The following is a 22,605-nucleotide window of genomic DNA, read 5'->3' as shown; positions in this document are numbered from 1 at the left end:
TAAGATTATTGCCTTAATTTATCAGCAGAAACATCATGAACCCATTATTGAACCATCTTAAACCCTATCCTTTCGCCCGCCTGCGTGAAGCCATGCAAGGTATTGATGCACCCGAAGGCATGACGCCCATTCATCTGCAAATCGGCGAGCCAAAACACCCGACGCCCAAAGTCATCACCGACGCGCTGACCGCCTCCCTGCACGAACTGGAAAAATATCCGCTGACCGCAGGCCTGCCCCAACTGCGCCAAGCCTGCGCCGAATGGGTTGCCCGCCGTTATGATGGTTTGAGCCTCAACCCCGATAATGAAATCCTGCCCGTATTGGGCAGCCGGGAAGCTTTGTTCTCTTTTATCCAAACCGTCTTAAATCCGGCTTCAGACGGCCCCAAACCGGTCGTTATCAGCCCCAATCCTTTCTATCAAATTTACGAAGGCGCGACTATTTTGGGCGGCGGCGAAATCCATTTTGCCAACTGTCCTGCGCCCAGCTTCAACCCCGATTGGAGCAGCCTGCCCGAAGACGTATGGCAGCGCACCAAAGTCCTGATCGTCTGCTCGCCCAACAACCCGAGCGGCAGCGTCCTGCAATTAGAAGACTGGAAAGAAATTTTTGATTTGCAAGACAAATACGGCTTTGTTATTGCCTCTGACGAATGCTATTCCGAAATCTATTTTGACGGCAACAAACCAATCGGCGGCCTGCAAGCGGCGGCGCAATTAGGACGCGGCACGCGCAACATTATTATGTTCACCAGCCTGTCCAAACGCTCCAATGTCCCCGGTTTGCGTTCCGGCTTTGTCGCAGGCGATGCCGAGTTGCTCAAAAACTTCCTGCTCTACCGCACCTACCACGGCAGCGCGATGAGCATTCCCGTCCAACGCGCCAGCATTGCCGCTTGGAACGATGAAGAACACGTCATTGACAACCGCCGCCTCTACCAAGAAAAATTCGACCGCGTCATCCCTATTTTGCAACAGGCGTTTGATGTCAAACTGCCAGACGCGTCGTTCTACATTTGGCTGAAAGTTCCCGATGGCGACGACTTAGCATTTACGCGCAACCTGTGGCAAAAAGCCGCTATCCAAGTATTGCCCGGCCGCTTCCTCGCCCGCAATACCGAACAAGGCAATCCGGGCGAAGGCTACGTCCGCATCGCTCTGGTTGCCGATGTGGAAAGCTGCGTCAAAGCGGCTGAAACCATGGTTGCTTTATACCGCCGATAAAACAAAGGCCGTCTGAAATTTCAGACGGCCTTTTTAAATCAATCAAGTTATATCGCGAAATCCAACAGATAAAAATCTTCTTTGCCTACGCCACACTCAGGGCATTTCCAATCGTCGGGAATATCCTCAAACTTGGTTCCGGCAGGCAGGCCGTGCTCGGGGTCGCCGAGGTCTTCGTCGTAAATCCAGCCGCAAGGGCCGCACATATATTGAGCCATTTTGTGTTCCTTCTATTTTAAAAGGCCGTCTGAAACCGTATTTTCAGACGGCCTTTCGTGTGTTTTATTGTTGATATTTTGGATTTATTGCGCTGCTTCCAAAGCGGCAATTTCTTTACGCAGGTGTTTGATGGCCGGTGTTACGATGGCGACGAACATGGCCTCGCGGACGCGGCGTTGCGCCGGACTGCGCATCAGATAACCTTTCGCGCCTGCATGCAGTGCGGCAGATTGAGTGGCGTTCAGTGCCAATACAGCAGCGGCTTCACGCAGTTTCAAAGTTGCCAGCGTATCAGGTTTATTGTTCCATGCATTATCGGCAAGGCGTTCGGTTTCCGCCCATGCACCGTCCAACGCGGCTTTCAAATCATCGTAGCTGTGGTCGAGGTAAGCGTTCACTTCCGCGTTCACTACATTGGCTATGCGGATAATGTCAAGCGCACCGTCAATCACACCGGCGCCGATACCTATTTGCAGCAAGATGAAACCGGCTTTAATGGTTGGAATATAAGACTGGAACTGCTCAGGCGTAGCAATCACATCTTCATCGGGAATAAACACGTCTTTAAAATTCAGGCTGTAAGTGCGCGTGCCTTCCAAACCGCAAAACTCAGGGCAATCTTGCAGGGTCACGCCTTCCCATTGGCCACCGGTAATAAACATCACATAGCTGTCGCCGACTTGGGCGGTATTCGCCCAAATATGGTCTTCGCCGATATTGGATACCCAAGGCAAAGCGCCGTTGACTTTGTAGCCGCCCTCGACGCGCTCGGCTTGCAGGTTGTGTTTTTCAATGCCGGCAAGGTGTTTGACGGTATTGGACATGCCCGTACCGGCCAAAACTTTGCCCTGCAGAATATCGGCAAAATATTTGTCTTTAACTGCTTGATTGGGCGATTGGTGCAGATACCACGCGCAAGCCGCCTGACACCATGCGCTGAACGAAGTCGCGCCGCATTCTTTACCGATTTCGCGCAATACGGCGATTTGCGTTGCCAAACCCAAACCGTTACCGCCCTCTTCAACCGTACCGGTCGCGGCAAAACCGCCGATTTTGCCCAATTCCAGCATAAATTCTTTCGGGTACAGGCCTTTGCGGTCGATGTCGTCCACCAATGGTTTCAGCTTGCTTTTAACGAGTGCGGCAACATTGTTCAGTAAAGCTTCGCGTGTCATGATTTTTTCCTCTGAATAAGGTTTGAAGCGTAGATGGTTCTACTCATGAATTATTCTTGGCAACAAGGATATCCCTTGCTTTTTACTAAAAGGCCGTCTGAATTTTCAGACGGCCTTTGATGAAATTAGGCAAATGCCTGCAATTCAGGGTTGATTTCAGTTTTGGCAAGGTTGTTGACGTAGTTGCACAAGGTTGCCAAAGCAACACCCATGACGACTTCAACGGCTTGCTGTTGGTTGTAGCCTGCATCGAAGAAAGCTTTCAGCTCGTCGTCGGATACCGCGCCTTTTTTCGCCATAACGGCTTGGGTGAATGTCGCCAAAGCACCCAGTTTGGCATCGTCAAACTCGCCTGCAGCCAATGCGCGGGCGGCTTTGATGGATTGTTCGGACAACAGTTTTTTCAGGGTAGCCAGTTTGGTGTGGCCGGCAACGCAGAAACCGCATTCATTAGTACGGGCGGCAATGATTTGGACAACTTCAACTTCGCCGTCAGTCAGGCTGTTGGCCGCATTCAGCTTGCCAACTTCTTGATAAAACGCCAAAGCTTCAGGCGCATTGGCCAAAACGCCAATCAGGTTAGGAATAAAGCCGTTGTTTTTCAATACGGCTTCAATGCGTGGTTTAGCAGCTTCAGGAGCGGTTTCAACTGTGTGTATGGTCAAGCGGGACATGTGTATAACCTTCTTATCTTGTGAAATGAAGCGCCCATCATAAGCCATCCGCCTCCATCAGAAAAAGACTTATTGGTTATTTACCGCGAACCAAAAGTTATAAGGCCGTCTGAACGGATTCAGACAGCCTTATCAAATGATTCAACTCATTATTTCATAAAGTTTTTCAGCAACATAGAAGCGATGTCGTCCAAGCCGAAGCCATCCGCATCTTGAGCCGTACCGTTAGGTGTGGCTTTATCGACCAAGTCAGGCAATACTTTTGCCAACAAATCGCCTGCTTGACCGGCATCCACGCCGAATTTTTGCGCGATTTGGTTTACCGTATCGCTGCCCAAAGCATTTTGCAGGTCGCTACCGGGCACAGGCAGGTTGCTGGATTGGTTGGAAACCCAGCTGCTTAGGGCATCGCCCAAACCGCCTTGTTGCAGTTGGTTGATCAAATTGCCCACGCCGCCTTGCTGTTTCACCAAATCCATCGCCATATCGGTCAGAGAACCTTGTGCGCCGTTTTCGCTGTTGCCACCCAACACTTGAGTAGCCGCATTCAAAAGATTCTCCATGAGTGCCATGACTTTTTCCTTGTATTTGTGTCTAAAAAAGAAAACGGAGTGTAGCAAAATTTGTACTGAAAAAAATCAGACTTAACCAAACTAAACTTCTTTTATTCCAAAGCCGTAACACAAAACAAAGGCCGTCTGAAACCCGGTTTCAGACGGCCTTTATAATGAATAAAGCTATTCTTCGCGGCCATTGAAATACTCAGCAGCCCCACCTTCAAAAAACCCTTGCAAAATCGCCTGCGCCGCTACTTGATCAAGTACGGATTTTTGTTTTCGGCCAAATACTTGAGCTTCAGCAAGCAGGCTTTCCGCGTATAGGGAAGACATCCTTTCATCCACCCAATAAACCGGCATATTAAAACGTCCGTGCAACCGGCGGCCAAACTTACGGCTCAAACGGGTCAGCTCATGCTCCATCCCGTCGGTATGCGTCGGCAGTCCGACCACAAAATACTTGGGTTGCCATTCTTTGACCAGCTTGGCAATGGCTTCGAATTTTTCATCATTGCTGTTGCCGGTTATCGTCGCCAGCGGATGGGTCATACCCAACTCGGCATCGCCCTGCGCCACGCCGATACGCGCCTCGCCGAAGTCAAAGGCCAAAACCGTGCCTTTTGGTGCATCAGGCATGGCCGACTCCTGAAACCAAGGCATTCGGATTGACGCCCAATTTTTCAAAAGCGGCGGCATAACGGAGTTCGTAAGGCACATCAAACAGAATATGCTCGTCCGCAGGGACGGTCAGCCAAACATTTTCTGCCAGCTCGCGTTCCAACTGCCCTTTACCCCATTTTGAATAACCAATGCTGATCAAAGCCTTATCAACCGCACCTTCTTTAGACAGGTTTTCAATCACATCGCGCGAAGAAGTCAGCGCGACGTTATCGGTTACCACCATGCTGTTTTGCCAGCGGCCGATCGGCGTATGCACGACATAGCCGCGCTCAATCTGAACCGGCCCGCCCATCATCACGTTTTCATGTTGCAGGCGCAACGGGATATTGCGATCTGCGGCGGCGAAAATCATGTCCATGGTAATCGGCGAAGGCTTGTTGATGATGATGCCCAGCGCACCTTCTTCATCGTGTTCGCACACATAAATAACCGTATCCGTAAAAAACGGATCGTCCATATGAGGTATGGCAATCAGGAAATGGTTGGCTAAATTCATATTCTTTTAATCTATAAGCTGATTTTATTATTTTTGTCCGTCGGCAACCGGCGCGTCCACCACGCACGCACCGTAAACCGCACCGCCTGCCGGTACCGGCGTATCGGTTTTCGCATGGGCAAAACACGATACCGCGCTCAAAGAGTTTTTCGGCGAGCCTTGAACGATTTTATCGCTGTACACCAAATAAGCGAAAGACTTACGTTTCGGGTCGTAATAGCGGATAATCTGCTGGCTCTTAAATGCTATGCTGGCGCTGCGTTTGAACACTTGCCGCGGTTTCAAAACCGCAGACTCGTTATAACGGATGACTTCCGCACTTTGCACGCAGGAAACCGATGCGTCGCTGGCATCTTCTTCCAGATTGACCGTTTCTTTCAAACCGCCTTTTTTCGCGTACGAAATATAACAGGCAACCCCCTGCACATCAGGATCGTCAAAACCTTCCACTTCAATACGGTCGTTTTTACCCAGCATATGAAACACCGTACTGGCGCGTCCGATTTTATCGGTATCGTTACCGCAAGCCGCCAAAACCATGGCGCCCAACACTACTAATAAATATTTTTTCATAATATCCTGTCGATGCAGACTGTCAATTTCCAGGCAGACTAAACCCCGTCCGCCTACTCTATTGTTACTATATAAGACCGTTCGTCCATATTGCAACCCGATATTATTTTCAGACGGCCTGACAGACAGTATAATCCGTCCTATTGTTCCTACTTTGATAGCAAGATCGAACCATGCGTTACAAACCCCTCATTCTCGCCCTGTTGCTCAGTTTCTCCCTGCCAACCTATGCTGCCAAAGACGCGCCGAAAGAAAAAGCGGCCGCCGTCAAAAAAGCTGCGCCCGTGAAAAAAGAGAAAGAAGCTGCTAAGGCAGATGTCAAAAAAGAAACCTCAAAAAAACAAGCGGTAAAAGAAAAAGAGGAAGACAAAAAAGCGGTTAGAGCCAAAGCTGCCAAAGAGAAGGAAACCGCCGACAAAAACGAACGCGCTTCAGCCAAAAACAAACCGGCTAAAGCCGCCGAAGCCGCGGCCGACAATAAAAAGGCCAACCGTAAAGCCGAAGAGCCTAAAGAAACGGCAAAAGACAAAAAAGCCGCAGCCGCAAAATCCGGCAAAACCAAAGAACAAGACAAGAAACCTGTTGAAGATAAAAAAGACAGCAAAGCCAAAGAGCCTGCTAAAAAAGCGGCCGATGATAAAAAAGACGGCAAAAAAACCAAAGAACCCGTAACCGAAGACAAAAAGGCCGACGCTAAAGAAGCCAAAGAGCCTGCAAAAAAAGCTGTTGAAGACAAAAAAGACGCTAAAAAAGACACAAAAGCCAAAGAGCAAAACAAAAAAGCCGAGCCTAAAGTTGAGCCTAAAGCCGCTTCTTCAGCTGACAACGATTTCAAAGCAGCCGTAACTGCCGCCGCCAACGATATGGAAACTAAAAAATCCTTTGCCAAACGCAACGAGGGTTTCATTATCCATGTCAATGCCACGCTCAAACAGCTGCAACAAACACGCAATAACCTCTCCGGCATCAACCGCAAACAACGCGACGCATGGGAAAAATTCCAAAAACTCAATGCCGATGCCAACCAGTTGAAAGCCGAAGTTTCCAACACGCGCGCTCAAATTTCGCGTTTTGTGTCCGGCAACTATAAAAACAGCCAGCCCAACGCGGTCGCCCTCTTCCTGAAAAACGCCGATGCCGGCCAAAAAACCCGCTTCCTGCGTTACACTCGTTATATCAACAACGCCAACGACCAAGTCATGAGAGACTTGGAAAAACAACAAAAAGAGCTGGCGGCGCAAGAGCAAAAAATCAACAATGAATTGGCTTACCTGAAAAAACTGCAAGCCAATATCCAAGCTTCGTTACGCCAACAAGGCGTAACCAATACCGCAGAACAAGCCGAAAGCCGCCGTCAAAACGCGCAAATGGCCAAAGAAGCGCAAAAGAAAATCAACCACAGAGAAAACGAGCAACGCCTCAACAATCTCTTGAAAGATTTGGAAAAACGCAAAGCCGAGCAACGCAAAGCCGAAGCTGAAGCGCGTAAAAAAGCCGCCGAAGCCCGCTTGGCCGCCGCTGAAAAAGTCCGCAAAGAACAGGCTGCCGCCCAACAAAAAGCCGAAGCCGAACGCGCCGCCATGTCCACGCTGACTGACGAAGACATGAAACTGCAAGCCCCGAACACCCAAGGCTTTACCGTCAGCAACGCCAACAGCTTCAGCCGTATGCAAGGCCGTCTGAAAAAACCGGTCAACGGCACACTGGCAGGCCTGTTCGGTCAAGACCGCGGCGATGGCGAAGTTTGGAAAGGCGTGTTCTACAATACTGTTCCTACTCCGGTCAGCAGTATTGCCTCAGGCACGGTTACTTTTGCCGGCGAACTTGAAGGCTACGGCAAAGTGGTCGTCCTCGACCACGGCGACGGCTATGTCAGCATTTACTCCGGTCTGAACGAAATCGACACTGCCCAAAACTACGCCGTCAATGCAGGCAGCAAGATTGGCACCAGCGGCACTTTGCCGTCGGGCGAAACCGGCCTTTACCTTGAAGTCCGCTACAACGGACAAGTCATGAATCCGCTTTCATGGATTAACTGATGTTTCAGACGGCCTGAGTGAGTTTTCCCCTTCAGGCCGTCTGAATTTTCATCATAAACTACAATAAAACACGATTTTCACGCCTGTTCAGCACATTAAACAACAAACTTTTACCTTAAACTTATTGTTCCAAGCGTTTAAATCAAATAAAGTCAACAGGTTCAGAGAAAACAAAAACCACTTTGCTTACCGTACACAAAAAGAAAGTCAAACGAATGTCAACAAAATCCACTTTGAAAAAAGTTGCAATCTACACTCTCGGCGCGTTTAGCGGCATCGCCCTCAGTCTGAGTGTACAAAGTTTTGCCGCCGAAAAAGACAAAAAAGACAACGAGGCCCTGCCCGTGCAAACCATCCGCACCATGGCAGAAGTGTACGGCCAAATCAAAGCCAACTATTACCAAGACAAACCAGACGCCGAGCTCTTTGAAGGTGCAATGAAAGGCATGGTGTCCGACCTCGATCCGCATTCCGAGTATATGGACAAAAAAGGCTATGCCGAAATGAAAGAGTCCACCAGCGGCGAATTCGGCGGCTTGGGCATGGAAATCGGACAAGAAGATGGCTTTGTCAAAGTCGTTGCTCCGATTGAAGACACTCCGGCAGAACGCGCCGGCGTGAAAAGTGGCGACTTCATCGTCAAAATCGACAATACCTCTACACGCGGCCTGACCGTCAGCGAAGCCGTCAAAAAAATGCGCGGCAAACCGGGTACCAAAATCACCCTGACCCTTTCACGCAAAAATGCCGACAAACCCATCGTCGTCAACCTGACCCGCGCCATCATCAAAGTCAAAAGCGTGCGCCATCACCTGCTTGAAAAAGACTACGGCTACATCCGCGTCTCCCAATTCCAAGAACGCACCGTTGCCGCACTCAACGAAGCCGCACAAGCCCTTGTCAAAGAAAATAAAGGCCCGCTCAAAGGCATCATCCTCGACTTACGCGACGACCCGGGCGGCCTGCTCAACGGTGCAGTCGGCGTATCCGCCGCCTTCCTGCAACCTGACGTCACCGTTGTCAGCACCAAAGGCCGCAACAAAAAAGAAGGCATGGTTCTCAAAGCAACTGCCGAAGACTACATCACTACCAGCGGCAAAGACCCGTTGGCCGGATTGCCTGCCGAGCTGAAAACCATTCCTATGACCGTCCTGATCAACGCAGGCTCGGCCTCCGCTTCCGAAATCGTTGCCGGTGCACTGCAAGACCACAAACGCGCCGTCGTCGTCGGCACACAAAGTTTCGGCAAAGGCTCAGTGCAAACCCTGATTCCGCTTTCCGGCGGCAGCGCAGTCAAACTGACCACTGCCCTTTACTACACGCCAAACGACCGCTCGATTCAAGCGCAAGGCATTGTTCCTGACGTTGAAGTCAAAGACAAAGACCGCGCTTTTGAAAGCCGCGAAGCCGATTTGGTCGGCCATATCGGCAATCCGTTGGGCGGCCAAGACGTCAACAGCAGTACTGAAACGCCTACCAACGCCGAAACCAAAGCCGATAAAGACAAGTCCAAAAAAGATAAAGACGAAGACATCTCCAGCCGCCGCATTCCAAATCCGGCCAAAGACGATCAACTCCGTAAAGCCTTGGACTTGGTGAAAAATCCAGCCGAATGGCAAAAATCTTTGGGCTTGGCAGCGAAAAAACCTGCACCGAAAAAAGATGCGGATAAAGACAGCAAAAAATAAACCTGTTATTTCTCAATAAAAAAGGTCGTCTGAAAACGATATGATTGTTTTCAGACGACCTTTTCACACATCAAATATTCCATAGGGAAAACACCATGGCAAAAGCCCCCAAAACCATCTACCAATGCACCGAATGCGGCGGCACTTCCCCGAAATGGCAGGGTAAATGCCCGCATTGCGGCGAGTGGAACACGCTTCAGGAAAGCCTTGCCGCGCCCGAACCGAAAAATGCCCGCTTCCAATCTTGGGCGGCGGACACCTCGACCGTCCAATCCCTCTCCGCCGTTACCGCCACCGAAGTGCCGCGCAATCCGACGGGCATGGGTGAACTCGACCGCGTATTGGGCGGCGGCTTGGTCGATGGCGCGGTCATCCTGCTCGGCGGCGACCCCGGCATCGGCAAATCTACGTTGCTGTTGCAAACCATCGCCAAAATGGCGCAAAGCCGCAAAGTGCTGTACGTTTCCGGCGAGGAATCCGCCCAACAGGTCGCCTTGCGCGCGCAACGTCTGGAACTGCCCACCGAAGGCGTGAACCTGCTGGCCGAAATCCGCATGGAAGCGATTCAAGCGGCGTTGAAACAGCATCAGCCCGAAGTCGTGGTTATCGACTCCATCCAAACCATGTATTCCGACCAAATCACTTCCGCCCCCGGCTCCGTATCACAGGTGCGCGAATGTGCCGCCCAACTGACGCGTATGGCGAAACAGATGGGCATCGCCATGATACTGGTCGGACACGTGACCAAAGACGGCGCGATTGCCGGCCCGCGCGTGCTGGAACACATGGTCGATACCGTGCTGTATTTCGAGGGCGACCAACATTCCAACTACCGCATGATCCGCGCCATCAAAAACCGCTTCGGCGCAGCAAACGAACTGGGCGTGTTCGCCATGACCGAAAACGGTTTGAAAGGCGTATCCAACCCGTCCGCCATCTTCCTTGCCAGCTACCGCGACGACACCCCGGGTTCGTGCGTTTTGGTGACGCAGGAAGGCAGCCGCCCGCTTCTGGTCGAAATTCAGGCATTGGTCGATGACGCACACGGCTTCACCCCCAAACGCCTCACCGTCGGCCTCGAACAAAACCGCCTCGCCATGCTGATCGCCGTCCTCAACCGCCACGGCGGCATCGCCTGTTTTGACCAAGACGTGTTCCTCAACGCCGTCGGCGGCGTCAAAATCGGCGAACCCGCCGCCGACCTCGCCGTCATCCTCGCCATGCTCTCCAGCTTCCGCAACCGCCCGCTGCCCGAAAAAATGGTCGCATTCGGCGAAATCGGCTTAAGCGGCGAAGTCCGTCCTGTTGCACGCGGACAAGAGCGACTCAAAGAAGCGGAAAAACTCGGCTTCAAACGCGCCATCGTCCCCAAAGCCAATATGCCACGCAATGCCAAAGAGTTTCCAAACCTGAAAATCTACGGCGTCAGCAGTTTGCAGGAAGCGATTGATGTTTGTCGTGACGGGGACTAAACCGTTTCGATAATCCGCCTCAAAAAACAATCATCTAAAAGGCCGTCTGAAAGTTTTCAGACGGCCTCTCTTTAAATTTAAATAATTTTGTTATATTATAACGAACGCTTTATTCTATCTTTTCTACACATCGAAAATCGGAGAGAAATCTTGAAAAAAACCGCTTTGCTTATCGCATCCGCCTTCCTGTTCAGCACTGCCGCCCACGCCCATCGCGTTTGGGTTGAAATCGCCCACACACATGGCGGCGAATACCTTGAAGCCGAATTGGGCTATGGTGAATTCCCAGAGCTTGAGCCGATCGCCAAAGACCGCCTGCACATTTTCAGCAAACCCATGCAACTGGTGACTGAAAAAGGCAAAGAAAACATGATTCAAAAAGGCACATACAATTACCAATACCGCAGCAAATTGCCCGTTAAAGACGGCAGCTACTTGGTAACCGCCGAATACCAACCGACTTTCTGGTCAAAAAACAACGCAGGCTGGAAACAGGCAAGCATCAAAGAAATGCCTGATGCAAGCTATTGCGAGCAAACCCGTATGTTCGGTAAAAACATCGTCAATGTCGGTCATGAAAGCGCAGATACCGCCATCATCACCAAGCAAGTCGGCCAACATTTAGAAATCGTACCTTTGGACAACCCTGCCAACGTCCACGTCGGCGAACGCTTCAAAGTCCGCGTCCTCTTCAATGGCGAGCCGCTGCCTAACGCCACCGTTACCGCTACATTTGACGGCTTCGACACCAGCGACCGCAGCAAAACCCATAAAACCGAAGCCCAAGCTTTCTCCGATACCACCGATGACAAAGGCGAAGTCAGCATCATTCCATTACGCCAAGGTTTCTGGAAGGCCAGCGTAGAACACAAAGCCGATTTCCCTGATCAAAGTGTGTGCCAAAAACAGGCAAACTACACCACAATGACCTTCCAAATCGGCCATTCACATCATTAATTTTTCCATAACAAAAGGCCGTCTGAATATTTCAGACGGCCTTTATTCATCCTATTTAAGGACGATGCGGCGCAAACTGCCATTGCCCCAATTTCAAATTCAAATCAAACAGATTCAGACGACCTATTGCCACACGGACCAAGCGTAAACATGGAAAGCCTGCTTTCGCCGTCATTCTTCGCACTTGGCGGTTTTTCCCTTCCGAAATTTTGATTTCTACCCAAAAATCAGGCACGCACTTGCGCACGCGAATCGGCGGCACACGCGGCCATAAAACATCCGCTTCGCCCTCCTCCAATACCCTGACCTCGGCCGGACGGGTGACAAAATCGCCCAAATCTACGCCACGGCGCAATAAATCCAATTTGGCGTCATCTGGAGAACCCTCCACCTGCGCCCAATAAGTTTTAACCTGCTTAAATTTCGGGTCGGCAATCTGCGCCTGCAAACGGCCATTATTGGTCAGCAACAGCAAACCCTCGCTGTCCGTATCCAAACGTCCGGCCGGATAAAATCCCGGTTTCTCGACAAAATCCTTAAGGCACTGATGTTTTTCATGCGCAGAAAACTGGCAAATCACGCCATAAGGCTTGTTTAGAATAATCAAATCGTTCATTTCACACTTTCAGACGGCCTTGGATTTCAAGAAATTCCGGATAATAAAAAAGACACCGTATAAACAGTGTCTTTCATATTTGGCGGAGTAAGAGGGATTCGAACCCTCGATGCAGGTTGACCCCACATGCTTCCTTAGCAGGGAAGTGCCTTCAGCCTCTCAGCCATTACTCCTAAGGAAGACCGCAATATACGCTTTCTCCCTTCCTTCGTCAAGCATTACCGCCTCAAACTTTCTTAACGCCATGAAATCATTTAAATAAAAATATAATATTTTTTTGCATAACCCTATTTTTATACTTCTTTCATATATGTTAAAATGATTCTGCTTTCTGTAAACTTTTTCTACGCCCATTATTACAAAGGAGTTCGTATGTTACGTTTTTCTGCTTTGGTTGCCGTATCCGCCCTGATGCTTGCCGCCTGCTCACAATCCGGCAATTCCCAACCATCTACTTCTTCCTCTCAAACTTCTACTCAAAAAACAACTGCAGCCGGTTCTGCCTGCCGCAGCATGGGTGAAGGCCATAAAGTCAATGGCAAAGGTCAAAACGATATCTATATGTGTAAAGTCGATGTGGCTTTGAACTCTGCCGAAGCCAAATCCGCTTTGGATCCTAGCATCCGCGTTCACTACGGCAGTACGTCCGGCGCGACTTTGACTTCCCGTCAAATCTCCAACTCAGTCGGCAAAACTCCTGATGAAACCTGCCAACGCGCATTCCTAAGCGCAGTTAAACGCTTCCAAAGCACTGCACTTCGTAAAAAAGCCAAATCCGTTCATCTGGTTAGCTACTTTGACAAAGTAACCAAAGGCGGTAACGAGTACGAATGCCACATCGCTACATTCAACAGCCGTGTGGTTTTGAAAGGCAGCTTCCACTAAGCAATGTCAAAAATGCCGGACTTCAATATGAAGTTTGGCATTTTTCTATTTTATGGATAAGACACTCCTTCACTGCCTGCTGGCCGATCCGTCTTTTGCCGCCTGCTACGACCATGCGTCTCTAAATGCAGCCGATTCCCAACGTTTGACTGCCACACCTCAACTGGCGCAGCGTCAAGACTGGCAAGTCAGCCGCGCATTAAAACAGCAAACCGATTTAGCGACTGTATCGCTGAGCCACAGCCAAAGCTTTGCCGCTTTATTGTGCGCGCCTCAGTCCTTAACAGCCGGAGTCGATATCGAATTTATCCGCCCGCGCGATTTCAAAGCGTTATCGGCTTTGGTCTGTACGCAGGAAGAACAAAACTATTTAGAAACGGCAAACTGGCCGTCTGAAACGTTTTACCGATTGTGGTGTTTCAAGGAAGCATTGATTAAAGCGGCGAATTTGGATTTCCCGTCAGACATGAAATCGGTCGGCTATGTTTTCGATTCAGGGCAACCCGTCGGTTTACGCGCTGGAAAGCAAACCGATTGGCACGGCACAAGCGTGATTTTGGCGGATACGATGGCACTTGCCTGCGTTTGGAAGGGAAAAGCCATCGCCCTGCAATGGCAGTTTTTCGGTTCGCTCAAGCCCAATGATTTAACCGACCGGCAAACTATCTAACAACTGACAAAATAATAATAATCTGATTTAATTTACTGCACTTTTACTTATTCCACACCCCAACAGCAGCATTTGCAAAAGGCCGTCTGAACGATGAATCTTCGCCTCCTAAACCGCCTCTATACTGCCCTTATCCTGTTTCTTACCCTGTTTTTGGTTTATGCCTTTGCTTCACAAGCGCGCATCCAAACCGATTTGACCGCGTTGTTGCCAAGCGAGCAGCAACCCGATGCCTTACTGACGGCCGCGGATAAAGCCGCAGAAGCGCAGCTCAATTCACAAGTCATTTTGCTTGCAGGCAGTACCGATGCCGAAACCGCTTTTCAGACGGCCTCACAAATTGCCGACGCATGGCGCAAAAGCGGCGTATTTGAACAAGTCGACAGCAGCATTACGCCGAATTTGGACAAAGTGCGGGCAGATATGCAGAAACTGAGCTTGGCGGTTTTGCCGCAAGATGAAATACGCCTGCTGTTTGAGCAGCCGCAAGCCTATTTTCAAGCGCGTGCAGAAGCCGCGGCCAATCCGTTTGCCGCCCCCTCGCCTTTGTCTTTAGAACAAGACTGGCTGGGCTTTGGACGCTTTGTTGCCGACAAAGCCAATCCGCAAAGCCGTTTGCAGTGGGACATGGACAACGGTATGCTGTTTGCCGAAGATAAAGGCAAAACTTGGGTATTTTTACGCGGACGGCTCGCCGGCGGCGATCAATTTTCCGGCAACGATGCCCTCTTGCCGCTGATGGCGCAAAGCCGTCAAATTGCTTCGGAAAACGGCACGGAAACCTTAAGCGCAGGTGGCGCATTGTTCGCCGCCGTATCCAAAGCAGCCGCAGAAAAAGAAAGCCGACTGATGAGTATGGTCGGGCTTGGGCTGACCTTTGCGCTGCTGTTGTGGGTCTTCCGCAGCGGCCGAGTATTTTTACTGTCCCTGCCACTGGCAGCCGGTATGTTGACCGGATTGGCGGTTGCGTTATTAACCTTCGGCGAAGTGCATATCCTAACCATCGTCATCGGCACCAGCTTGGTAGGTATGTTGGTGGATTTCCCGTTGCACTGGCTTGCTCCGTCAGTATTCGGGCCGTCTGAAAAGACCGTTTGGCAGGCTGAATCGGCAATGAAACATGTTTTGCCGAGTTTTGCCGTCAGCCTGACGATTACCGTCTTGGGCTACGTACTGCTGTGGTTTACCCCTTTGCCTGTATTGCGCCAAACCGCGGTATTTTCAGGCTTCGCTTTATTTGGCGCGTTTGGTGCCACCGTTTTATGGCTGCCGCCGCTGTTTCGCCGCTACCGTGCCAAAACCGTGCCTTTTGCCGCATTAACCGAAAAGCTCTATTCCTTGTCAGGCCGTCTGAAAAACCGCCTGCACAAACGCGGCTGGTTAATCGTGGGCGGAATTTTGCTGACAGTCGGACTGTGGCGCAGCGACTGGCGTGACGACATCCGTCAATGGGTCAATATGCCGACCGCGATGTTGACCGAAGTACAACAAATCGGCCAGTTGAGCGGCACGGATTTTGGCGGCAAATATTTGGTGGCCGAAGCACAAAGCGAAGATGCCCTATTGAAGAAAACCGCTGAACTCGGCCGCGCCCTGCAGCCCTTAATCGCGCAAGGAAAACTGTCCGGCATCCAATCGCCCGACCAATTCATCCTGCCGACAACGGAACAGCAAAAACTGCAAAACCGCCTGCGCGAATTGACCAAATTGCCTGATAGCTGGAAACCGCTTACCGAAATCGGTATTCCGCGCAAAACCGTGCGTGATGCCCTGCTGCAAGCTGCCGATACGCAACCATTGTCGCTTTCAGACGGCCTGAATACCGATTTGGCAGAAGCTTGGCGTTCCTTGTATTTGGGCGAAGTGGAACCAGGCCGTTTTGCTGCCGTCGTGCGTTTGAACGGCATGACCGATGAAGCTGCCGTACGCGCCGTAGCTCAACACGTCTCCGGCGTACACTGGGCAGACAAGCGCGCCCACTTAAACGAACTTTTCCACCACACGCGCAATCAGGCCGCATGGTTGAAACTGGCTTCCTATGCGTTGGCATGGTTGCTCTTGTGGAAAATGTTCGGTTTCAAACGCGGCAGCAAAATACTTGCCGTGCCGCTGGCCGCGGCCATCTGCACCGTTGCCGTACTCGGTTTGGCAGGCATTCCCGTCAGCCTGTTTGCCATGTTCGGCCTGCTTTTAGTGTCCGCCATCGGCGTGGACTATGCCGTCTATGCCGCCACCGCACACCACAGCGCCCCGGCAAAATTAGGCGGCATGCTGCTTGCCGCCGCGACGACAGCCATTTCCTTTGCCCTGCTCGCCATCAGCAGCACACCCGCTGTTGCCGCGTTCGGCATGACGGTTACCATCGGCGTGGCATTCAATATTTGGCTGGCAGGCACATTGTTGAAAAATTAGACAAAAGATGAAGACGATTGAAATTGAAGCGATATTTTGTTTCAACTTCTATCGCCAAATTGCAAAAGGCCGTCTGAAAAATTTCAGGCGACGGATTAAACATTATTTATCATTAAAATCAAAGGTATTTTCAAATGTCCGTAGAATTTGACGTTGCCGTTATCGGCGCAGGCCCTTCAGGTTCGGTTGCTTCTGCTTTGCTGAACAAACAAGGCTTTAAAGTTTGCGTATTGGAAAAACAACATTTCCCGCGCTTTGTCATCGGCGAAAGCCTGTTGCCGCATTGTATGGAAATGTTGGAAGAAGCCGGTTTTGCCGATGCAGTGCATGCCGAGCCCAGCTTTCAATTTAAGGACGGTGCTGCGTTTTCATGGGGCAGCCGTTACACAGATTTCAACTTTACTGAAAAATTTTCAGACGGCCCCGGTACTATTTATCAAGTGCGCCGCGGCATCTTCGACAAAATCCTGATTGATGAAGCGGCAAAACAAGGCGTCGATGTCCGCTTCGGATATGGTGTAACCGCGTTTGACAACAGCGGCGATGTAGCACGTTTGAGCGTTGCGACCGATACAGGCGAAAACTATGAACTGACCGCCAAATTTGTTTTGGATGCCAGCGGTTACGGTCGTGTCCTGCCCCGCCTTTTGAACTTGGAAAGCCCGTCCGAGCTGCCTCCGCGCCAAGCCCACTTCACGCATATCGACGACAACATCACCAGCCCGAAATTCGACCGCAACAAAATCCTAATCAACACGCATCCTGAACATCGCGATGTCTGGATTTGGCTGATTCCTTTCGGCGACAACCGCTGCTCCATTGGCGTTGTCGGCACGCCCGACAAACTGGCAGGCGAATCAGAAGCCGTGTTGAAAAAATTTGTGTACGAATGCCCGATGCTGGCGGAAATTTTGGATAAAGCCGTTTGGGAAAACGACTTCCCGTTCCGCTCTATCCAAGGCTATTCTGCCAACGTGAAAACCTTATACGGCAAACACTTCGCTCTTTTAGGCAACGCCGCCGAATTCCTCGACCCCGTTTTCTCCTCCGGCGTGACCATTGCCCTGCACTCTGCCAAACTGGCTGCCGATTTACTGGGCAAACAGCTCAAAGGCGAAGCCGCCGATTGGCAAACCGAATTTGCCGACCAGCTGATGATCGGCGTGAACGCATTCCGCACTTATGTAACCGGCTGGTACGATTTCCGCTTCCAAAACGCCATCTATGCGCCCAACCGCAGCCCTGAAATCAGCCGCATGATTTCATCTATTCTGGCAGGCTACGCTTGGGATACGGACAATCCATTCGTGGAAAAATCCGAGCAACGCTTGTCCACACTTGCCGCATTGGTGGGCGATTTGAAGGTAGAATAAGGACGAATGTCTTTCAGACGGCCTAGACTGAAAACAGAACAGGCCGTCTGAAACTTCATCCACGCCATTAAATATTTTGACCGATAGATAAAACCTTATGCGATTTATCCCTTTGCTTGCTGCACTGCTACTTTCCGCATGCGCAACCTCTCTCCCCCATCCGCAAACGCTGCCGCCGCTTTCCAAAGAAGGCCAATGGTTCAAACTCGAGCAGACCAATGCGGCGGGGCAAACCGTTCAAACCAATCTCTTGGCAGTCGAGCCTAATTCAGATGGCATCCGCTTTGTCCAAACCGATGCACTGGGTGCGCCGGTATCGCGTCAATCGGTCAGCACCAAAGGCTGGAAAAACGACGGCTTTGTGATGCCCAATGCCAGTTCGCGCCGACTGTTTGCCGCCCTGTTGCCGCTTTTGGCCGCCGAACACGCCGCCACGCTTTACCCTGAAGCCCGCCAACAAAATGCCACACATCAAGGATTCTGCCCTGACGGCAAAGGCGCGGTGTTCAGCTTCCGCGAGCGTGATTTGTGGTGTGTCGCCCACCATTCCGAACAATTCCTTATCGGCTTCCCCGACCAAACTTTCTGGACGGTCAGCCCGATTGCAGAAGACTAATCCATGAATACTCCTGTTTATCTCAGCCGTCCGGCACTGACCAGCGCATTGGGCAGCGGCTTGCAAATTCATGCCGATGCCTTACTCACGCCGTCTGAAAACACGCCCCTGACTTTTTCAGACCAATGGGTAAAAAGCAAAACGCATGCTTTCGGTGCAATCAAAGAAACCCTGATGCCTCTGCCCGACAGCATTCCCGAAGCACATCGCAGCCGCAACAACCAGCTTATCCTGCACACGCTTTCGCAAATAGACGGACTGATTCAGACGGCCATTGCCCGTTACGGCAAAGAAAGGGTTGCTGTCGTTACCGGTACGTCCACCAGTGGCGCAGACGAAAATATCCCTTTGTTCCAACACGTTGTCCAAGGTGGTGAGTGGACGGATGTTCCGTTCAAACAACTGCAACACACCATGGCTTCTCCCTCCGAATTTATCGCCCAAGTTTACGGTTTGGACGGCTTGCGCTATACCGTCTCCACCGCCTGCACTTCCGGCGCACGCGCCCTCATCAGCGCAGCCCGACTGCTTCGTGCCGGATTGTGTGATGCCGTAATTTGCGGCGGCGCAGATACGCTTTCTCCGCTGACGATTAATGGTTTTGCCTCTTTGGAAGTGCTTTCAGACGGCATCGCCAAGCCTTTTTCCGCCAACCGCAACGGCATCAATATCGGCGAAGCGGCCGCATTTTTCGTGATGACGCGCGATGCCGATTTTGACGGCGAAATGCAATTGCTCGGCTATGGTGCAAGCAGCGATGCCTACCATATGTCTTCGCCCCGCCCCGATGGTTTGGGTGCAGCCCAATCCTTTCAGGCCGCTTTGGATAAAGCCGGTTTGAAAGCGGAAGACATCGGCTGGATCAATCTGCACGGCACCGGCACGCAACACAACGACAGCATGGAAAGCCGAGCCGTTGCCGAAGTATTTGGCAGCCACACCCTTTGCACCTCAACCAAGCCGTCCACCGGCCATACCTTGGGAGCAGCCGGTGCGATCGAAGCCGCGTTTGCCTGGTTGATGGCCAACTGCCAATACAATCCGGAAGGCAAACTGCCGCCGCAACAATGGGACAACGTACCCGATTCCGGGCTGCCCAACATCGCTTTGACCGACGAAAACAGCCGCTGGCCGTCTGAAAAACGCATTGCCGCCAGCTCGTCATTTGCCTTCGGCGGCAGCAATGCCGTTTTGATTATCGGATAAGTCCTTAATATTTAGGTCGTCTTTTCAGACGGCCTTTTTCTTTTCCGCAACTTAAAAAACAATAACATCAAAACAACAACCAAATCCGCCGAAATATGCCATAATAGGCCTAGCACGTTTCATCTCGCGATGTGCCTGAAAAGAAAAACTTAACCTACATAGAGAATAATCCCATGACTAAATCCACCATTATCTATACCTACACCGACGAAGCTCCTGCATTGGCCACCCAATCCCTGTTGCCGATTGTGCAGGCGTTTACCCGCCATGCCGGTATCGAAGTCAAAACCAGCGATATTTCCCTGTCCGGCCGCATTTTGGCGGTGTTCCCCGAACATCTGGCCGAAGCGCAGCGCGTACCCGACGCGCTTGCCGAGTTGGGCGAACTGGTGAAACAGCCCGACGCCAACGTAATCAAACTGCCGAACATCAGCGCGTCCGTACCGCAACTGACTGCCGCAATTAAAGAATTGCAGGCAAAAGGCTTTGCCGTCCCCGACTATCCCGCCGACCCGCAAACCGATGAAGAAAAAGCCGTGCGCGAACGTTACGACCGCATCAAAGGTAGCGCGGTCAACCCTGTCCTGCGCGAAGGCAACTCCGACCGCCGCGCGCCGAAAGCAGTGAAAAACTTTGCGAAAAAAAATCCGCACAGCATGGGCGCATGGACCAAAGACTCCAAAACCCACGTTGCCACCATGCAAAGCGGCGACTTTTTCCATAACGAACAATCCGTTACCGTACCCGATGCGACTTCCGTATCCATCGTGTTCACCGACAAACAAGGCAACAAAAAAGAGCTGCGCGAGCCCGTCGCCCTGAAAGCCGGCGAAATTATCGACGCGACCGTGATGAGCAAAAAAGCCCTGCTCGCCTTCCTTGCCGAGCAAGTAAAAGACGCAAAAGCAAAAGGCGTATTGTTCTCGCTGCACATGAAAGCCACCATGATGAAAGTGTCCGACCCGATTATCTTCGGACACGCCGTCAAAGTGTTCTTTGCACCCGTCTTTGAAAAATTCGGCGACAAACTGGCTGCCGCCGGTGTCAACGTCAACAATGGCTTCGGCAACCTGCTGGCCAATCTGGACAAACTGGATGCGGACACCCGCGCCGCCGTCGAAGCCGAAATCGCCGCCGTTTATGCCGCCAACCCTGATTTGGCGATGGTCGATTCCGACAAAGGCATCACCAACCTGCACGTCCCCAGCGACGTCATCGTCGATGCTTCCATGCCCGCGATGATCCGCAACTCCGGCCGCATGTGGGACAAAGACGGCAAAGCGCAAGACACCAAAGCCGTGATTCCCGACAGCAGCTACGCAGGCGTTTATCAGGCAACCATCGACTTCTGCCGCGAACACGGCGCGTTCGATCCGACAACCATGGGTACCGTGCCCAACGTCGGTCTGATGGCGCAGGCAGCCGAAGAATACGGTTCGCACAATAAAACCTTCGAAATCGAAGCCGACGGTCAAGTTCAAGTCATTGATGCAGCAGGTAATGTCCTGATGCAACACGACGTTGAAGCCGGCGACATCTGGCGTATGTGCCAAACCAAAGACGCGCCCGTTAAAGACTGGGTACAACTCGCCGTCAACCGCGCCCGTCTGAGCAACACACCAGCCGTGTTCTGGCTTGACGAAAACCGTCCGCACGACAAGAGCCTGCTCGCCAAGGTTAAAACTTACCTTGCCGAACTGGATACCGATGGCCTTGACATCCGCGTCCTCGCTCCTGAAGAAGCCGCTAAATTCAGCTTGGGCCGTCTGAAAAACGGCGAAGACACCATCTCCGTAACCGGCAACGTCCTGCGCGACTACCTGACCGACTTGTTCCCAATTTTGGAACTGGGTACCAGCGCGAAAATGCTGTCTATCGTTCCATTGATGAATGGCGGCGGCATGTTTGAAACCGGAGCGGGCGGCTCTGCACCGAAACACGTTCAACAATTCCTCGAAGAAAACCACTTGCGTTGGGACTCTTTGGGCGAATTCCTCGCGCTTGCCGTATCGTTTGAACATCTGGCGCAAAAAACCGGCAACGCCAAAGCCCAAGTTCTCGCTGACACTTTGGATGCAGCCACCGAAAAACTGCTGTTGAACGACAAATCGCCTAAACGCAAAGCTGGCGAACTCGACAACCGCGGCAGCCATTTCTACCTCACCCTCTACTGGGCGCAAGAATTGGCAGCGCAAGACAAAGATGCCGAACTGAAAGCCGCATTTGCGCCATTGGCAGCCGCTTTGACTGCCGACGAAGCCAAAATCGTCGCCGAGCTTTCCGCCGCACAAGGCAAAGCAGCCGACATCGGTGGCTACTACGCCCCCGATGCAGCAAAAGCCGCCCAAGCCATGCGTCCAAGCGCAACCTTTAATCAGGCCTTGTCAGCCTTATAATTAAAGCAATAAAAGGCCGTCTGAACTTTCAGACGGCCTCAGACCTTATGGAAGCACAATGAAAAAAACCATTCTTTCTCTTACTCTCCTCATCAGCGCTCCGGCTTTGTGGGCATTTTCCCCTGCCGAATTGGCACAAACCCTGCAAAAACCGCAAAACGTGCAAGGCAATTTTGTCCAACAACGCCAGCTCAAATCCCTCAGCAAACCCATGACCACCAGCGGCAGCTTTACCCTTGTCCCACAAAAAGGCCTGCTCTGGAAAATGCAAAAACCATTTGAAACCACCCTGCGCGTGCGTTCAGACGGCATCATGCAATGGAACGGCAGCCAATGGGTCAACCCAAACGCCAGCAAGCTCAACGGCCAAAGCCGCCAAATCAAACTCTTCCTCGACCTTTTGGGCGGCAATACCCAAGGCCTGGAAAAACAATTTGATTTGAAATTAAACGGCAACGAGAAAAAATGGACGTTGACCCTGACTCCGAAAACCGCCATTACCCGCCAAATCTTCAACCGTATCGAAATCAACGGTGATACGCTGGTACGAAAAATCGAATTGGACGAAAAACAAGGAGACAAAACCATCATGCAGTTCAACCAAATCCAAACCGATAAAACCTTGGACAGCTTCAGCCGTACCGCCCTCTAAATTGTCTATTCCAACAAAAGGC

General features: G+C 51.4%; 21 protein-coding genes and 1 tRNA gene. 13 read left to right on the top strand and 9 right to left on the bottom strand.

From position 1 onward, the window contains the following. Positions 1 to 35: 35 nt before the first annotated feature. Positions 36 to 1,226, top strand: coding sequence for a succinyldiaminopimelate transaminase (gene dapC, locus ACTHTQ_RS05800; RefSeq protein WP_440363377.1), 1,191 nt, complete (start codon positions 36 to 38; stop codon positions 1,224 to 1,226). A gap of 47 nt (positions 1,227 to 1,273) precedes the next feature. Here the strand turns inward: dapC and ACTHTQ_RS05795 are convergent, their stop codons facing one another. The 7 genes from ACTHTQ_RS05795 to ACTHTQ_RS05765 all read right to left on the bottom strand — a co-directional run bounded on the left by ACTHTQ_RS05795 (position 1,274) and on the right by ACTHTQ_RS05765 (position 5,601). Continuing rightward, positions 1,274 to 1,444 (bottom strand): rubredoxin, encoded by a 171-nt coding sequence (locus ACTHTQ_RS05795; protein ID WP_049328628.1) that lies wholly within the window; start codon positions 1,442 to 1,444, stop codon positions 1,274 to 1,276. Positions 1,445 to 1,528: 84 nt separating this feature from the next. Further along, positions 1,529 to 2,620 carry an acyl-CoA dehydrogenase family protein gene (locus ACTHTQ_RS05790; RefSeq protein WP_440363376.1) on the bottom strand — a complete coding sequence of 364 codons (1,092 nt, stop codon included), beginning with the start codon at positions 2,618 to 2,620 and terminating at the stop codon, positions 1,529 to 1,531. A gap of 125 nt (positions 2,621 to 2,745) precedes the next feature. Then, on the bottom strand, positions 2,746 to 3,294 hold the full coding sequence (locus ACTHTQ_RS05785; RefSeq protein WP_003685141.1) for a carboxymuconolactone decarboxylase family protein: 549 nt from the start codon (positions 3,292 to 3,294) through the stop codon (positions 2,746 to 2,748). Between the two features lie 149 nt (positions 3,295 to 3,443). Next, entirely contained in the window at positions 3,444 to 3,866 is a 423-nt protein-coding gene (locus ACTHTQ_RS05780) for a YidB family protein (RefSeq protein WP_283121368.1), read from the bottom strand. Positions 3,867 to 4,031: 165 nt separating this feature from the next. Further along, positions 4,032 to 4,487: a Holliday junction resolvase RuvX gene (gene ruvX / locus ACTHTQ_RS05775; RefSeq protein WP_283121367.1), complete on the bottom strand. Its 456-nt coding sequence runs from the start codon at positions 4,485 to 4,487 to the stop codon at positions 4,032 to 4,034. Then, complete coding sequence (locus ACTHTQ_RS05770) at positions 4,480 to 5,028, bottom strand: YqgE/AlgH family protein (protein WP_308888469.1); 549 nt, start codon at positions 5,026 to 5,028, stop codon at positions 4,480 to 4,482. The genes ruvX and ACTHTQ_RS05770 overlap by 8 nt, the downstream gene beginning before the upstream one ends. Before the next feature lie 27 nt (positions 5,029 to 5,055). Continuing rightward, positions 5,056 to 5,601, bottom strand: a complete 546-nt coding sequence (locus ACTHTQ_RS05765) for a CreA family protein (RefSeq protein WP_137040985.1) — start codon at positions 5,599 to 5,601, stop codon at positions 5,056 to 5,058. A gap of 173 nt (positions 5,602 to 5,774) precedes the next feature. On the opposite strand from ACTHTQ_RS05765, the gene ACTHTQ_RS05760 reads away from it, so the two are divergent. From ACTHTQ_RS05760 to ACTHTQ_RS05745, 4 genes are all read left to right on the top strand, one after another. Further along, positions 5,775 to 7,640, top strand: coding sequence for a murein hydrolase activator EnvC family protein (locus tag ACTHTQ_RS05760; RefSeq protein ID WP_440363375.1), 1,866 nt, complete (start codon positions 5,775 to 5,777; stop codon positions 7,638 to 7,640). 215 nt (positions 7,641 to 7,855) lie between these two features. Further along, on the top strand, positions 7,856 to 9,328 hold the full coding sequence (locus tag ACTHTQ_RS05755) for a S41 family peptidase (RefSeq protein WP_308111132.1): 1,473 nt from the start codon (positions 7,856 to 7,858) through the stop codon (positions 9,326 to 9,328). Between the two features lie 95 nt (positions 9,329 to 9,423). Next, on the top strand, positions 9,424 to 10,800 hold the full coding sequence (radA, locus tag ACTHTQ_RS05750; protein WP_440363374.1) for a DNA repair protein RadA: 1,377 nt from the start codon (positions 9,424 to 9,426) through the stop codon (positions 10,798 to 10,800). 150 nt (positions 10,801 to 10,950) lie between these two features. Beyond that, the gene (locus ACTHTQ_RS05745; RefSeq protein WP_440363373.1) at positions 10,951 to 11,757 is read left to right on the top strand and encodes a DUF4198 domain-containing protein; all 807 of its coding nucleotides are present in this window, start codon (positions 10,951 to 10,953) and stop codon (positions 11,755 to 11,757) included. 55 nt (positions 11,758 to 11,812) lie between these two features. Here the strand turns inward: ACTHTQ_RS05745 and ACTHTQ_RS05740 are convergent, their stop codons facing one another. Next, positions 11,813 to 12,373, bottom strand: coding sequence for a pseudouridine synthase (locus tag ACTHTQ_RS05740; protein WP_250600971.1), 561 nt, complete (start codon positions 12,371 to 12,373; stop codon positions 11,813 to 11,815). 80 nt (positions 12,374 to 12,453) lie between these two features. Further along, a tRNA-Ser gene (locus ACTHTQ_RS05735) sits at positions 12,454 to 12,546 on the bottom strand. A 199-nt stretch (positions 12,547 to 12,745) separates the two neighbouring features. Here ACTHTQ_RS05735 and ACTHTQ_RS05730 point away from each other — a divergent pair. The 8 genes from ACTHTQ_RS05730 (at position 12,746) to ACTHTQ_RS05695 (ending at position 22,583) form a co-directional block, all read left to right on the top strand. Next, a complete protein-coding gene (locus ACTHTQ_RS05730; protein ID WP_224783511.1) occupies positions 12,746 to 13,258 on the top strand; it encodes a hypothetical protein in 513 nt (170 codons plus the stop codon). Positions 13,259 to 13,310: 52 nt separating this feature from the next. Next, entirely contained in the window at positions 13,311 to 13,928 is a 618-nt protein-coding gene (locus tag ACTHTQ_RS05725) for a 4'-phosphopantetheinyl transferase family protein (RefSeq protein ID WP_440363372.1), read from the top strand. Positions 13,929 to 14,021: 93 nt separating this feature from the next. Next, a complete protein-coding gene (locus tag ACTHTQ_RS05720) occupies positions 14,022 to 16,340 on the top strand; it encodes an MMPL family transporter (RefSeq protein ID WP_440363371.1) in 2,319 nt (772 codons plus the stop codon). 134 nt (positions 16,341 to 16,474) lie between these two features. Beyond that, positions 16,475 to 17,713 carry an NAD(P)/FAD-dependent oxidoreductase gene (locus tag ACTHTQ_RS05715; protein WP_440363370.1) on the top strand — a complete coding sequence of 413 codons (1,239 nt, stop codon included), beginning with the start codon at positions 16,475 to 16,477 and terminating at the stop codon, positions 17,711 to 17,713. 97 nt (positions 17,714 to 17,810) lie between these two features. Beyond that, the gene (locus ACTHTQ_RS05710) at positions 17,811 to 18,329 is read left to right on the top strand and encodes a hypothetical protein (RefSeq protein WP_440363369.1); all 519 of its coding nucleotides are present in this window, start codon (positions 17,811 to 17,813) and stop codon (positions 18,327 to 18,329) included. Positions 18,330 to 18,332: 3 nt separating this feature from the next. Beyond that, positions 18,333 to 19,535, top strand: coding sequence for a beta-ketoacyl-ACP synthase (locus ACTHTQ_RS05705; RefSeq protein WP_440363368.1), 1,203 nt, complete (start codon positions 18,333 to 18,335; stop codon positions 19,533 to 19,535). Positions 19,536 to 19,708: 173 nt separating this feature from the next. Beyond that, positions 19,709 to 21,931 (top strand): NADP-dependent isocitrate dehydrogenase, encoded by a 2,223-nt coding sequence (locus tag ACTHTQ_RS05700; RefSeq protein WP_440363367.1) that lies wholly within the window; start codon positions 19,709 to 19,711, stop codon positions 21,929 to 21,931. Between the two features lie 58 nt (positions 21,932 to 21,989). Then, positions 21,990 to 22,583, top strand: coding sequence for a LolA family protein (locus ACTHTQ_RS05695; RefSeq protein ID WP_003685091.1), 594 nt, complete (start codon positions 21,990 to 21,992; stop codon positions 22,581 to 22,583). Positions 22,584 to 22,605: the final 22 nt, after the last annotated feature.

This window comes from Neisseria sp. P0020.S003 (assembly GCF_051957095.1).
Classification (GTDB): Bacteria; Pseudomonadota; Gammaproteobacteria; order Burkholderiales; family Neisseriaceae; genus Neisseria; species Neisseria subflava.
This window is presented reverse-complemented; position numbering and strand designations above follow the sequence as displayed.